The organism is Labrenzia sp. ATLA3, from assembly GCF_057180185.1.
Map to the genome: position 1 here is coordinate 424,663 of NZ_JBXUKV010000008.1, position 13,968 is coordinate 438,630.

11 protein-coding genes are annotated in these 13,968 nt (G+C 60.0%); 5 read left to right on the forward strand and 6 right to left on the reverse strand.

What is annotated here, in order from left to right:
* The first annotated feature begins 18 nt into the window (after positions 1–18).
* Positions 19–954, forward strand: coding sequence for a LysR family transcriptional regulator (locus AC2A6O_RS23510; protein ID WP_498930856.1), 936 nt, complete (start codon positions 19–21; stop codon positions 952–954).
* A gap of 14 nt (positions 955–968) precedes the next feature.
* On the opposite strand, the gene AC2A6O_RS23515 is transcribed toward AC2A6O_RS23510, so the two are convergent.
* Positions 969–1,766, reverse strand: coding sequence for a creatininase family protein (locus AC2A6O_RS23515; RefSeq protein WP_498930729.1), 798 nt, complete (start codon positions 1,764–1,766; stop codon positions 969–971).
* Between the two features lie 504 nt (positions 1,767–2,270).
* Here AC2A6O_RS23515 and AC2A6O_RS23520 point away from each other — a divergent pair.
* The 3 genes from AC2A6O_RS23520 to preA all read left to right on the forward strand — a co-directional run bounded on the left by AC2A6O_RS23520 (position 2,271) and on the right by preA (position 5,634).
* Positions 2,271–2,525, forward strand: a complete 255-nt coding sequence (locus AC2A6O_RS23520) for a hypothetical protein (RefSeq protein ID WP_498930731.1) — start codon at positions 2,271–2,273, stop codon at positions 2,523–2,525.
* 373 nt (positions 2,526–2,898) lie between these two features.
* Positions 2,899–4,245: an NAD(P)-dependent oxidoreductase gene (locus tag AC2A6O_RS23525; RefSeq protein WP_498930858.1), complete on the forward strand. Its 1,347-nt coding sequence runs from the start codon at positions 2,899–2,901 to the stop codon at positions 4,243–4,245.
* 75 nt (positions 4,246–4,320) lie between these two features.
* The gene (preA, locus tag AC2A6O_RS23530) at positions 4,321–5,634 is read left to right on the forward strand and encodes an NAD-dependent dihydropyrimidine dehydrogenase subunit PreA (protein ID WP_498930733.1); all 1,314 of its coding nucleotides are present in this window, start codon (positions 4,321–4,323) and stop codon (positions 5,632–5,634) included.
* An 84-nt stretch (positions 5,635–5,718) separates the two neighbouring features.
* Here the strand turns inward: preA and AC2A6O_RS23535 are convergent, their stop codons facing one another.
* Both AC2A6O_RS23535 and AC2A6O_RS23540 read right to left on the reverse strand, forming a co-directional pair.
* Entirely contained in the window at positions 5,719–8,010 is a 2,292-nt protein-coding gene (locus AC2A6O_RS23535) for a putative bifunctional diguanylate cyclase/phosphodiesterase (RefSeq protein WP_498930735.1), read from the reverse strand.
* 130 nt (positions 8,011–8,140) lie between these two features.
* Positions 8,141–9,130 (reverse strand): ABC transporter substrate-binding protein, encoded by a 990-nt coding sequence (locus AC2A6O_RS23540; protein WP_148582012.1) that lies wholly within the window; start codon positions 9,128–9,130, stop codon positions 8,141–8,143.
* Between the two features lie 421 nt (positions 9,131–9,551).
* Here AC2A6O_RS23540 and AC2A6O_RS23545 point away from each other — a divergent pair, with 421 nt between their 5' ends.
* Positions 9,552–10,253, forward strand: a complete 702-nt coding sequence (locus AC2A6O_RS23545; protein ID WP_498930737.1) for a nitroreductase family protein — start codon at positions 9,552–9,554, stop codon at positions 10,251–10,253.
* 418 nt (positions 10,254–10,671) lie between these two features.
* Here AC2A6O_RS23545 and AC2A6O_RS23550 read toward each other — a convergent pair whose 3' ends face one another.
* The 3 genes from AC2A6O_RS23550 to AC2A6O_RS23560 are packed head-to-tail and all read right to left on the reverse strand — an operon-like array spanning position 10,672 to position 13,968.
* The gene (locus AC2A6O_RS23550) at positions 10,672–12,507 is read right to left on the reverse strand and encodes a V-type ATP synthase subunit A (RefSeq protein ID WP_498930739.1); all 1,836 of its coding nucleotides are present in this window, start codon (positions 12,505–12,507) and stop codon (positions 10,672–10,674) included.
* Positions 12,504–13,265 (reverse strand): hypothetical protein, encoded by a 762-nt coding sequence (locus tag AC2A6O_RS23555; protein WP_498930741.1) that lies wholly within the window; start codon positions 13,263–13,265, stop codon positions 12,504–12,506. The genes AC2A6O_RS23550 and AC2A6O_RS23555 overlap by 4 nt, the downstream gene beginning before the upstream one ends.
* 1 nt (position 13,266) lies before the next feature.
* Positions 13,267–13,968: a hypothetical protein gene (locus AC2A6O_RS23560; protein WP_148582008.1), complete on the reverse strand. Its 702-nt coding sequence runs from the start codon at positions 13,966–13,968 to the stop codon at positions 13,267–13,269.

A 13,968-nucleotide genomic window follows, 5' to 3' on the forward strand; every position in this document is an offset into this window, starting at 1 on the left:
AGGAGGCACAAGTTGGCCCTGCTGCATTCCCGCAAACTGCTGTATCTGGACGAGATCGCGCGCTGCGGCTCTATCCGGAAGGCCGCTGACCGGCTCAACGTATCATCCTCTGCCATCAACCGGCAAATCCTTGCATTGGAAGAAGAATTCGGCGTGCCCCTGTTCGAGCGCCTGCCGCGCGGACTGCGGCTGACCGCAGCCGGAGAGCTGTGCGTGGAGCATATCCGCGGCGTCCTGAAGGACTATGCCAGGCTTGAGACCAGAATCAGGGCGTTGAAGATGCCGCAGGCAGGTCAGGTCTCGCTGGTGACGACTGTCGGCCTTGCCTCCGGGCCATTATCGGAAATCATTGCCAAGTTCATCGAGAAGAACCCGCGCGTCCATATCAAGCTGCGCAGCGATGGCGGCACGACCACGATCAATCCGGTCCTCACCGGCGAAGTCGACATCGGTCTCGGCTTCAACATCGCCGCGACGCCGGGCCTGCGGACACTGGCCACCTTCGACATCCCCATAGGTGCGGTGGTTCCACCGGATCACAAGCTGGCGCAGGAAACCGGTCCGGTCGATCTGGTGGATGTGGTTCAGGAGCGTCTTGTCCTGGCCCAGTCGGGCACAAGCCTGCGGGACGTGATCAACCTGGTGCTGTCTTCCGTGCCGATCCCTGTCGAGCCGATCCTGGAAACGAATTCCTCGGAGACGGTTCGCCAGCTTGTCCGGCGCGGCATCGGCATCAGCTTGCTCAATCCACTCGACGTTCTGGAAGAATGCAGGCGGGGCGAGCTGGTCTTCCGCCCGCTGAACGCCGCGCGAACGCACCATCAGCCGATGAAGCTGTTCACGCGGGCAAGAGCCTCGATGGACGCGGCGACGAGCCTTTTCATCGAGTTCCTGCTTCAGGAACTCGTTGCCCAGGTGGAAGAATTGCAGCGGGAAGGAAGCTTGCCCGTCTGAACAACGGGAGAAGGTTATGGCTTATACAGGTTGGCCAGCGGATAGGCAGTAAAGTCGCGCAGCATTTCAATGAAACCGGCGGCTTGATGCGCGCTGATGGCCGCGCCTTTTTCGGCTGTCCCCTTGGAAGCGTCGCCAACAACACCGGCCGGATTGAGGTCATGCGCGATCCAGGCCAGAGCGTGAGGCGGTGTCGGCTGGATGTATTTCGAGTTCTCCAGCATTTCCTCTGCTCTGGAGACGAAGTTCTCCGCCTTGTCCATGCGCACAAGGTCTGGCCGGAAATGCAGCATCAAAGAGGTCTCGACCTCGCCGCCATGGATGCCGAATTTGGACTCATGTGCTGAAATCATTCCGTCCGGGTGGCCGAAGCGGCTCCAATGGGTCACCAGCACAGCCATCTCGTAGCGTACGCGCATTTCTCGCGAGACGATGCTGATGATGTCATTGTTGCCGCCATGGGAGTTGACGATCACCATCTTGCGGATACCGGCTTCCGACACTTTCTGGCCGATGGCGGTCCAGACCGGAATCAGAAGCTCGGCCGCAAGGGAAAGCGTTCCCGGGCCATAAATGTGCTCATTCGCCTTGCCGATCTCCTGCACAGGCAGAACAAGAATATCGAGATCTTCCGGCAATTGTTTGCGCGTTTCGGCCAGCATGCCCTGGGCGATGGCGACGTCGGTCGCAATCGGCAGATGCGGCCCATGCTGCTCTGTCGAGGCAGTCGGCAGGATGGCAATAACCCGGTCGGGATCGAGTGCCGCAAAATCGGAGGCATTCAATTCGTTCCAGAAGAAATACTTGGCCATTGGCGCTGCCCCAAGTCTGTTGCGGTGATGCTTACCTGTTTGGGGTAGGCAAGTCCGCGACACTTGAAAAGCATCATTATGTCTTCAGGCCGCTGCCTTTTTGTGCGCAGTAGATCTGACTTGCCTTGCGTCCCCCAAAAAAGGCGCCTGCCGGACGTTGCAGGCTTGGGCACCCCGGAAGAACAGACCAGGCGCCGTCATTTCCACAAATCTACCCACAGGCTCCATTGCCGATATAGCAGTGATGAAAAAGACCTCAGTGTCACAATTTCAAAAACTAAAACCATAGAAAAACCAAAAGACTAACCCGGTTTTCAGGCACAATGGACGCCTGGGAAGCGTGTCCAATTCGCTCAAAACGCCAAAAGTTTGAGCAAAGTTTTATCTACCATGAAGAGAAATGGTCACATTTACACCAAATATTTGCTCTGTGATGCAGGTGGTAGGACGCCGCATTGAGGCTCGGGATGCGGCATTGGGTTCAATGTAAGGTGGGTAACCGACATGTATCTCCTGTTCTTCTTGGGAGCCATCGCTTATGGCGCCGTCACACTGGTGTTTCTGATCCTGTCGTCTTCGGAACTGGTCGATAGCGGAGTGAGCACACCAAGCCGACTGTTCGGTGTTCTGGTCACTTCGGTCTTCTGGCCGGCGACCCTGGTCGCAGTCAGTCTTGCGCTTGGTTTCCAGAATGCATCTGGGCGCTTGCATCGCCCCCGGCAGACAGTGCCGCTGCACTTGTCGCATCGGTCACACTGAACCGGACACTGTTCGGCAAACACTGGCTTTCAGTCCGCTCGGCTGACACCTCAGCCCCGACGCATGTCTGTGCGCGGGGCCTCTTGCGCATGCGCTTGTGCTGATCCGGGCACCCTTCTCCCTATGAAATCACCGTTGACTTCGGCCAACAGGCCGGATTTTGCGCCATGGCGTAAATTTCATCACAGGGCACTTTTCACCTTAAGCCGCTGTTTTTCCGGTAATTTTATTGCTGATTTTTTAGCTCAAGTTTTTAATCATTCCAAAAAAAATTTGACTACCTGTTCAAATTTTCCTCCAATGCATTCCTGAGCTTCCTCACCAAACGAAGGAAGCCGCCTTGAAAACGATCGCCAACCTTCCGGAGATCTACATGACCCAGACCAAAGCCGGCCCGGACATCGCCGCCGGGCGCTTGCCTGAGGACGCATACGCTGAGAATTTCAGCGACCTGCACCCGCTGCTGGACCAGCACGAAGCTCAGGTCGAGGCTGACCGCTGCTATTTCTGCTACGACGCGCCTTGCATGCAGGCTTGCCCGACCAGCATCGACATACCCCAGTTCATCCGACAGATCTCGACCGGGAACCCGACCGGGGCCGCGAAAACCATTTTCGCGCAGAACATCCTGGGCGGCATGTGTGCCCGCGTTTGCCCGACCGAGACGCTTTGCGAAGAGGTCTGCGTGCGGGAGGTTGCCGAAGGCAAGCCGGTGAAGATCGGCCAGCTTCAGCGGTATTCGACAGATCACTTCATGTCGGAATTCAGCTCCACGCCCTTCACGCGTGCGGCCGAGACCGGCAAGAAGATCGCCGTTGTCGGCGCCGGACCCGCAGGCCTTTCCTGCGCACACCGGCTGGCCGTGCATGGACACAACGTCACGCTGTTCGATGCCCGCGAGAAGGCCGGCGGCCTGAACGAATACGGCATTGCCTCCTACAAGTCGGTCGATGACTTCGCCGCGAAAGAAGTGGATTTCATCCTGTCCATCGGCGGCATCGACGTGCGCACAGGCATGCGGCTCGGCAGCAATCTGGACTTGGCCACCCTGCGCGCCGAATATGATGCCGTCTTCCTCGGTATCGGTCTTGGCGGGGTCAATGCGCTCGGTCTGGAAGGCGAGGACAAGAGCGGCGCTATCGACGCAGTCGACTACATCGCCGACCTGCGTCAGGCGAAAGATCTTTCCGAATTGCCGGTTGGCCGGCGCATCGTGGTCATCGGCGGCGGCATGACTGCGGTCGACATTGCTGTCCAGACCAAACTGCTGGGCGCGGAAGAGGTCACGATCGCGTATCGCCGTGGCCAGGACCGGATGAATGCCTCCGAGTACGAACAACAGCTGGCCCAGACCAGCGGCGTCCACATCATGACCTGGGCCCAGCCCAAGGGACTTGTCGGTGAAAACGGGGCAATTACAGCGATTGAGCTGGAACGGACCCAGGATCAGGACGGCGCTCTGACCGGCACAGGCGAGGTCAACACCCTGCCCGCGGACATGGTGTTCAAGGCCGTTGGACAGACGCTGGTGCAAACGGAGCTTGGCGATGCCCTGACCCTTGAAAGAGGGCGGATCGTTGTCGATGCGGACCGCAAGACCAGCCTCGCCGATGTGTGGGCAGGCGGTGACTGCGTGCAGGGCGGTGAAGACCTGACGGTTGCGGCTGTCGAGGACGGCAAGATTGCCGCCGAGAGCATCAACGCTGCCCTGACCGCCTGAGACTTGCGCGCCTGGAACCTGAGCGCCCGACAGCAGCTGACGCGCTCGGCGCCACCGATTTGAGGGAGAGCCACCATGGCTGACTTGCGTACTGATTTTATCGGCATCAAATCGCCGAACCCGTTCTGGCTGGCGTCCGCGCCGCCGACGGACAAGGAATACAACGTCGTCCGGGCCTTCAAGGCCGGTTGGGGCGGCGTCGTCTGGAAGACGCTTGGGGAAGATCCGCCGGTCGTAAACGTCAACGGGCCGCGCTATGGGGCGATCCACGGCAAGGACCGCCAGTTGATCGGCCTCAACAACATCGAGCTGATCACCGACCGGCCGCTGGAAGTGAACCTGCGCGAAATCAAGCAGGTGAAGCGCGACTGGCCGGACCGGGCGCTTGTCGTCTCGCTGATGGTGCCCTGCGAGGAGCAGAACTGGATCGACATCCTGAAGAGGGTCGAAGAGACCGGAGCCGATGGTGTCGAGCTGAACTTCGGCTGCCCGCATGGCATGAGCGAGCGCGGCATGGGCTCCGCCGTTGGCCAGGTGCCGGAATATATCGAGATGGTCACCCGCTGGGTGAAACAGCATTCGCGCATGCCCTGCATCGTCAAGCTGACACCGAACATCACCGATGTCCGCAAGCCGGCCCAGGCCGCCAAGGCGGGCGGTGCCGATGCTGTCTCGCTGATCAATACCATCAACTCCATCATGGGTGTCGATCTCGACATCATGTCGCCGTCACCCGCCGTCGACGGCAAGGGTGCCCATGGCGGCTATTGCGGACCGGCCGTGAAGCCGATCGCGCTCAACATGGTCGCTGAAATCGCCCGTGACCCGGCAACCCACGGATTGCCGATCTCCGGCATCGGCGGCGTGACCACCTGGCGCGACGCAGCCGAGTTCATGGCGCTCGGCGCAGGCTCGGTGCAGGTCTGTACGGCCGCAATGACCTATGGGTTCCGGGTTGTCGAAGACATGATCGAAGGGCTCAGCGACTGGATGGACACCAAGGGCTACACGTCCGTCGACCAGTTCGTCGGCAGTGCGGTGCCCAATGTGTCCGACTGGCAATATCTCAATCTGAACTACATCGCCAAGGCCAAGATCGATCAGGATCAGTGCATCGAATGTGGCCGCTGTCACATCGCCTGCGAGGACACATCCCACCAGGCGATCACCAACATGGTGGACGGGGTGCGCAAGTTCGAGGTGATCGACGAGGAATGCGTCGGCTGCAATCTGTGCGTCAATGTCTGCCCGATCGAGGGCTGCATCACCATGGAACCCATGGCCGCCGGCAGCATCGACCCGCGCACCAAGAAGCCGGTTGAAAAAGACTACGCCAACTGGACGACGCATCCCAATAACCCGATGGCCGTAACGGAAGCTGCCGAATAGGCAAGGTTTCGGCGGTCACCTCAAGCGCGGGCAGGATCCTTCCTCGCCCGCGTTTTTTTTCGGGGAATTGCCGGAGACTGCAGCTCACCCCCTTGCGGAGCGTAGCGCCTTTGCCACCTGAAAGGGAACGTGCGGTCTCAACTCCGAAAGGGGCTGCGGCCTGTCGAACAGATAGCCCTGGAGGAAATCGCAGCCCGCCTCTGCCAGGAAATCTCGCTGTGCTTCCGTCTCCACGCCCTCGCCGACGCTTTGCATGTGCATCACCTTGGCAAGGCTCAACATGGAGCGGACGACCATGTCGGCCTCCTCATCCTCACCAATGCGCGATACGAAGCTCTGATCGATCTTCATCTTGTCGAAGCTGTATTTGTGCAGGTAGCTCAGGCTGGAAAATCCGGTGCCGAAATCGTCAATGGCAAGGCCAACACCCATCTCGCGCAGCTTGCCAATGGTCTCCCGTGTCTGCGCGCATTCTTCCAACATCAGGTCTTCGGTGATTTCCAGAATGAGGCGATCCGGCGGAAAATCGTATTTCTTCAGCAATAAGGCGACTTTCTTCTCGAAACCCGGTCTTTGAATCTGGCTTGAACAGACGTTGACGGACACGCCGGTCTTCGTCCAGCTACTGGCATCGCAAAGTGCCCGCTCCAGAACCCAGGCTCCGATAGCCGGCATGAGCCCGGCGTCCTGGGCAATTGGCAGAAACAGGGTCGGTTGCACCAGACCCCGATACGGATGCCGCCAGCGGATCAAAGCCTCGTAGAAAGCCAGTTGACCTGACCGTGCGTCGACGATCGGCTGGTAAAACAGTTCGAACTGCGCTTCGCGCAACGCTGAATCCAGCTCCACCCGGATTTCGCGCCTTTGGCGCAGGTGATGGTCCATCCGCTCGTCGTAGATACGAAACGAGCTTTTCTGCTCCATCTTGCAGCGCTGAAGCGCGATATCGGACGCCCGGATCAGGCCCGTCAACGTCTGGCTGTTGTCGGGGAAGTTGGCAATGCCGGCGCTGACAGACGTCTCGATACGCTTTCCTTCATACTTGAAAGGCTGACGCAGCTTCTCGAACAGCTTTTCCGCTTCCTGAACGGCCTGTTCCGCGGTTTGCCAGCGATCCGTCAAGATCAGGAATTCGTCGCCACCGCTGCGGGCGACAAGATCGGACGGGCCGAGAACGGACCTGATGCGTTCCGCCTGAGCAACCACCAGGGCGTCGCCCACGGTATGACCGTGAATGTCGTTCACCTGCTTGAGATTGTCGACATCAAGATAAACCAGCCAGACACCACGATGCTGATACTCGCTCACGGTCAGCCTTTTGGTGGCCGCGGCGTGGAAATACCGCCGTGTGACGAAGCCGGTCAGAGAATCATGATCGGCGGCATATCTGGCTTCCTGCTCACGCGCTGCCAGCCGCGCCTTGGCGTTGGCGTTCTGCCGCAGCGCGATCAGGGCAAAGGTCAGAATGACGCCGAGAGACAGCAACAGGACCGGAAGCGAGGACAGGATGATCCTTGAAGCCTGGCTCATCGGATGCCAGACAAGGTAGCCAAGCACCGACCCAGCGCCATTTTTCACCGGAATGCCGATCATGCCGTCCGGGATTTCAGACGCCAGCTGCAGATTGTCGAGGGCCAGGCTGGACAGAAGATTGCTGAGATGCGCCGGGTCGATCTCAAAGGCTGTCACGAGAACGTTGGGGGGGCCGAAGGACATCTCGATGCCGCCGGGATCCGGCACGACCGCGAAGGCCGCAACGATGTACGGGAGCTTGTCGATCTCGACAACGTCGATGGCGGAGATATCGGCAAGGGCACCGGCAAAACGGATCTCGCCCGATCCCCGCCGGACCAGAGCTTTGACGTAGTTGCCACGGATGCTTTCCAGCGTGTCGTTGATACGCGTCCGGAGCCGCGTGGAAAAGTCTTCGGCAATCTCGTTGCCACCGGCGTTTGAAGAGAAGACGATCTTACCATCACGGCCCAGAAGCACCGTGTAGTCGTGGGCAAAATCCCACGCCATGTCGACGCCGAAACGTGCCTTGATCCAGTCCAGAGACAGATTGGTATCGATGTTCTGATAGGCCGCGTTGGATGCGGCGTAGCGCTCCATCTCGCGCAGCAGCAATTGCTTGTGGTTTTCAAAAACGCGAGCGACTGACCGTGTTTCCCGCGCCTCGGCTTCGTGTTCAGCCACCACGACCTTGAACAGCACGGCACCGAAGGAAAAAATGAGGGCGCAGAACATCAGGATGATGACAAGGCTGGAAGAAATGCCGAACAGGCTTGAGTGCGTCGGGCGCAGTTCGTCGGGCGCCGTTGCCGACGCTGAATGACCCGAATCGAATTTGCCTGATTCCCCAGACAGATCGTGCATTGCGCTTTCAAAATCCCAAAGCTTTGTCAGCGCAGCAGTCTGGGTTGAAACCTTTAATTTTTAGTGCCTTGTCAGGCATATCGCCGAGGCAGCCGGAACACTGGAGTGCTCCGGCTGCCCGATTGACGTTTTACATCTTGTCGGTGACGACCGTGGTGGTTGCGCCTTCCGGCTCCTTGGTGATGACCGGATCGGACCCACCGGAGAGCAAGGACTTCACGGTGCGCTCGTAGGCAGACATGTCCAGCTTGCCGTCGGAACCATCAACCAGCTTGTTGATTTCGCCGACCATGCGGATCTGATGCTTTTCGGTCTGCGCGCCAGTCGCGTCGTTTTCCAGAACGATTTCAGCAGCTTCTTCCGGGTGCTCGGCGGAGTAGGCCCAGCCTTTCATGGAAGCCTTCACGAAGCGGGCGAGCTTGTCGACCATTGCCGGGTCGTCCAGGCTCGATTCCAGAACGTAAAGACCGTCTTCCAGCGTGGCGACGCCCTGATCTTCGTATTTGAAGACGATCAGGTCTTCCGCCGGAATGCCCGCATCGATCACCTGCCAGTATTCATTGTAGGTCATGGTGGAGATGCAGTCGGCCTGCTTCTGCAGCAGCGGATCGACGTTGAAGCCCTGCTTGAGGACAGTCACGCCTTCCTCACCGCCATCAGTCGGAATGCCGAGCTGGCTCATCCAGGACAGGAACGGATACTCGTTCCCGAAGAACCAGACGCCAAGTGTCCGGCCCTTGAAGTCTTCCGGTGAGGTGATGCCGGTTTCCTTCAGGCAGGTCAGCATCATGCCGGATTTCTTGAACGGCTGAGCGATGTTGACGAGCGGCACACCCTTTTCGCGCGACGCGAGGGCGGATGGCATCCAGTCGACAATCACATCTGCACCGCCCCCGGCGATGACCTGCGGCGGCGCAATGTCCGGACCGCCCGGCTTGATCGTTACATCAAGATCTTCTTCCTCATAGAAGCCCTTGTCCTTGGCCACGTAATAGCCGGCAAACTGGCCCTGAGTGACCCACTTGAGCTGCAGTGTCAGCTCGTCCGCGGCGTTGGCCGCGCCTGACGCAAGGCTTACGCCCAGGACGGACGCGAGCGCCAGACTTTTCAATGCCTTCATTGCCATTCCCCTATTGGTTATGGGCGAACCGGTATCGGTCCTGCCCTTCTCTGGAACATCAAACCCCTGCCTATGCGGACTTTCGAGCGGTTCCCGGCCGCCTTGCCCGCATCCGGCAGTTCGGTCGCACCTGCACGTTAGGGCATTTTGCCTTCTCAACGAACCGCGCTGACCAAATGGTCAAGAAAATCTAGAAAGGTGCCCCGTCTCTGGTCAAGGTTATTTTTTGATCAAGGCCATTTGGTGTTTCCAGAGTGAGCATAGGCGCCCCCGGTTCCGGTTGTGAAGCGGGTCGACCGGTTTTTAGTTGCGTGACGTCCGGTTAGACGGTCCATACTTCCAACCACGTGTTGGGAGGAGATTGCGCGGCCGGGATTCCTTATGTACCCGCGGGCCGGCAATGCGAGTGGATGCAAAAAACATGATTTCCAAATCAGCCCTGGATTACCAGCCTTTGCCGCTGCCTGACCGGCGGAAGTATGACGACGACGAAATGCTGCTGCGTGCGCAGGACTTTTATGACGGGGTGCGCACCCGTCACACGATACGACATTTTTCCGACAGGCCGGTGGACCGTTCCGTCATCGAACTCTGCATCCGCGCAGCCGGAACAGCGCCGAGCGGAGCCAACCACCAGCCATGGCATTTCGTGGCAATTTCCAATGCCGGGTTGAAGCACAAGATCCGCCTCGCCGCAGAGGAAGAAGAGCGCAAGTTCTATGATGGCGGCGCGGGCGACGAATGGATCAAGGCGCTGGAGCCGATCGGCACCAACGCGGACAAACCGCATCTGGACATAGCACCCTGGCTGATCGTGATCTTCGCACAGCGTTGGGGCACCTTTGAAGATGGCACCCGCTACAAACACTACTATGTGCCGGAAAGTGTCGGCATCGCCACCGGCGTGCTGATCACCGCGCTACACCATGCAGGCCTTTCGGCGCTGACGCATACGCCCAATCCGATGAGGTTTCTGAACGAGATCCTGAACCGTCCGGAAGCTGAAAAACCGGTGATGATCCTCGCTGTCGGCCACCCGGCTGAAGACGCAACGGTTCCGGCCGTCGCCAAAATCAAGAAGCCACTGGATAAGATCTTGAGCGTGTTCGACGAGCAGGCCTGACAGCCGCGCCGAGGCAGGCTTCCAATGTGTCACCCCTGGGGGAGCGGCATGAGACCAGAGACGTGCTCATTTCCAGATTGCTGATGCGGCGGCAAGCCTCACATCGCATTTCCGCTGCTCCATCAAGCGACGCTGCGAGTAGGCCCCGGATTGGCGCTTCGCTTGTCCGGGGTGACATTGGTGCGCGTCCTCAGGCCAAATAACTTGATGGACCCGGCTTCACCTCGGTAGGGAAATTCAACACACTGCCCGTTGCGTCGATACGCCCCCAAAGCACAGCAATCCTCATCCTGAGGAGGACCGGCAGGTCCGTCTCGAAGGATGGCAACTTGCGCCCGAGTGTGCTGCCCATCCTTCGACACAGTGCATTCGCGCTGCCTCAGGATCAGGGCATCCGAATAACCCGAAACCTGACCAATCACCCCGTTACATGGGTCGGGGCGGCGCGGACATTTGCCTTGATCTTCTCCAGAAGCTCCTTGCGGTCCGGGCTGCCGTCGGCGGCGTAATTGAGGTTCTTGAAGAGGGACGTCTGCTCGGTGAAGAACTTGCGGACGGCTTCCTTGTCATCGAAGGCGAAGTCGGTGCCGGCGATGCGGTAGACGAGGTCGAAAGTTTCCTGCTGGCGCTTGAGCGGGGCCGACACGTCAACATCGTCAAACGCGTCCTGCTGCAGATAGACCATATCCAGGAACAGCGCCTTCTGCTGAAGGACGAAGTCCTCGGTGGAGACGCCTTCTTCGCCGGTTACCTGCATCATGCGGGTGATCTCATCGCCCTTGCGCAGGAGTTCGATCATCTCCGAAACACGGGGAACCCAGTCCGGGCCGATGTTCTTGCGGTACCAGTCGTTGAGCTGAATGTGATACCGCGACCAGGACAGCAGCGGGTCGACCGCCGGATAAAAGCGCTTGTAGGCCCGCTCGGACGACAGGCCGAGGAAGGTCTTGACCGTGCCAAGGGTCGATTGGGTGACCGGTTCCTCAAAATTGCCGCCGGCCGGAGACACCGTGCCGATCATGGTGAGGCTACCGGTCTCGCCGCTGGCCAGGCGCAACACGCCTGCCCGTTCGTAGATGCCCTTGATGGCGCTGTCGAGATAGGCAGGAAAGGCTTCCTCTCCGGGAATTTCCTCCAGCCGGCCGGAGGTTTCGCGCATCGCCTGGGCCCAGCGGGAGGTACTGTCGGCGATCAGGAGGACGTCATAGCCCATCTGACGGTAATATTCGCCAAGGGTGATGCCGGTGTAGATCGAGGCTTCACGCGCTGCGACCGGCATGGAAGAGGTATTGCAGATGATGACCGTGCGGTCCATCAGTGTGCCGTCTCCGGACGGATCCGGCTGGTGCGGAAATTCGGTGATCGTTTCCACCACCTCGCCTGCGCGTTCGCCGCAGGCGACCACGATCACGATGTTGACCGCCGAAAAGCGCGAAATCAGCGATTGCAGCACCGTCTTGCCCGCACCGAACGGACCGGGAATACAGCCCATGCCACCGCGGGCTATGGGGAAGAAGGTGTCGATCAGACGCAAGGTGGTGATCAGCGGTTCGCTGGGGTAGAGCCGCTCGCTCTGACCGGCCCTGACCAGGCCTTCGGGGATTGCCCGGCGAACCGGCCAATGCTGGACCATGGTCAGGTCACGGGTTTCGCCGTGTTCGTTTTTCAGCGTCGCCACCACCTCGTTGATGGTGAAGGTGCCTTCGCGGATCCGGTCCACCGTCCAGGGACCGGTGGTGACGAAGGGAACCATGATCCGGTGTTCGAACCGGCCTTCGGGAACCGTGCCGAGCGTGTCACCGGCCTTCACCACGTCACCGGACTTCACCTTGGGTTCGAATGACCATTTGCGGTTCTGGTCAAGAGCGTTGGTGAGCACACCGCGCGGCAGGAAAAAACCATGCTCGGCGGCAATGTCGGCAAGCGGGTTTTGCAGGCCGTCGAAGACGGTGCTGAGCAGGCCCGGTCCAAGGGCAACCGACAGCATCTCGCCGCTCTGGATCACCTTGTCGCCGATCCGCACGCCCGCAGTGCTTTCGAACACCTGTGCTTCCGCCGACTTGCCGCGCACGCGCAGAACCTCGGCCTTCAGATATTCACGCGGCTTGCCGTCCCGCTCCGGGCCGTGCGGAATGATATAGACCACCTCGTTCTTGATGAGGGGGGCAGACCCGAGCGGCGACAGCGTGACGAGATCGTCCTGAACGGCGACGATTTCCGCGGTCGGTTCCGGCAACTGAACATGGCTCGTCATGAAGGGGCTCCCTCAAGGGCAGATGTGAAGTCTGAGAAAAGATCCTGCCGGCCGACCTGGCTGCCGCCATTCGTCTTGCCGTCCTCCGTCTGCCCTGCAAGGGCGGCCGCCACAAGCGTTGCCAGCCGGTCACGGGCATCGGCCTCGTCGTAGCGCGACCAGCGTTCGACGATCACCCAGCGCAGCACGTAGATCGCGACTGCTTCGAAATCGAACTCATGGAGATTGCCATAGTGCCCCAGTTGATCGAACACCTGGGTCAGCACAAGGCGTTCCATGGCAATGTGATCGCCTGCCTGCATCAACCGGTGCGCCTCGCCCACCCAAGGCATGAAGTGTCCGAGACCGAAGGCCGGATCGCTCCAGTTCGCCTTGATCTGCGCGCACCATCGGCCCATGCCCCAGTTTTCGATGTCGGCGGCGTTTTCCTGTCCATCCCGGCGGCGACGCAGCGCTGCAATCAGCGTGCGGGTTTCCATGCGCGCACCGAGCAGATGCTGCAGATCCGGATAGGCCTGGAGGTCGGCGAGGACCTTGTTTGCCCGCCGGATCACATCGATGTCTCGGTCAAAACCGGCAACGCCCGCCCAGGCTGTGACTTCCACCATCTCGCGCAGCAGGCTCGCGTGCGCCGGTTCCAGCATCGACAGCCGCTGTTTCAGCCGGAACCCGGAGATCGGCACTCCCTTGCGCGAGAACAGCTTGCCGAGATGGGGCAAGCTGGAGACCAGCGCGATATATTGGTGAGGCCCGCTCATGTCAGCGCAGCACCCCTTCCATCACCGCCCGAAGGCGCGGTTGCAGGTGCCGCTTCAAAAGTGTCGCAATCGCCTCTTCGGTCAGGTCAATGGAAACGTCCCTGTCGGTCAGTTTCACCTTGATACCATCGAAGCCCGGCGCGGTGGAGAAGGTGACCCCTTGCCGCAACACCTCGCCCGCCAGCGCGATGACAAAGTGGGTGAGCGTTCCCGGTTCAACCGCCTCCGGCGATTGCTTGAGTTCCTCGAAGGTGACGACCTTCTCGGGCAGGACGATCTCCATCGGCTCGGCGTTGCCGACCGAGGCGTTGTCCTTTGCGTTGGCGGCCATCGCCAGAATGAGGTTCTTCAAAAATTCCTGGTCGGCAAGCGTGGTTGCCACCAGCCGCCCGGCTTCCTGCTGGATGCGGTCGCCAAGCTCGTTGCGCATGCTGAGGACAAGATCACGCGCGGCAACCTTCAGCCCGTCTTCCGTTGCCGCCTTTTCCCGGGCCGCCTCCGCCCTTGCTTCGGCCAGCAGGCTGTCCGCCTTCTGCCGTGCCTCCGCGACAATCGCCTCCGCCTTTTCCCGGGCCTTGGCCAGGATGGCATCGCCTTCCGACTGGCCAGCGGCCACGCCTTCGGACTTCAACCGCTCGATCAGGGCTTGGACACCGGCGCCGGCGGCATTCTCCAGATCATCTGCTGCGTCATGTTTGGACAT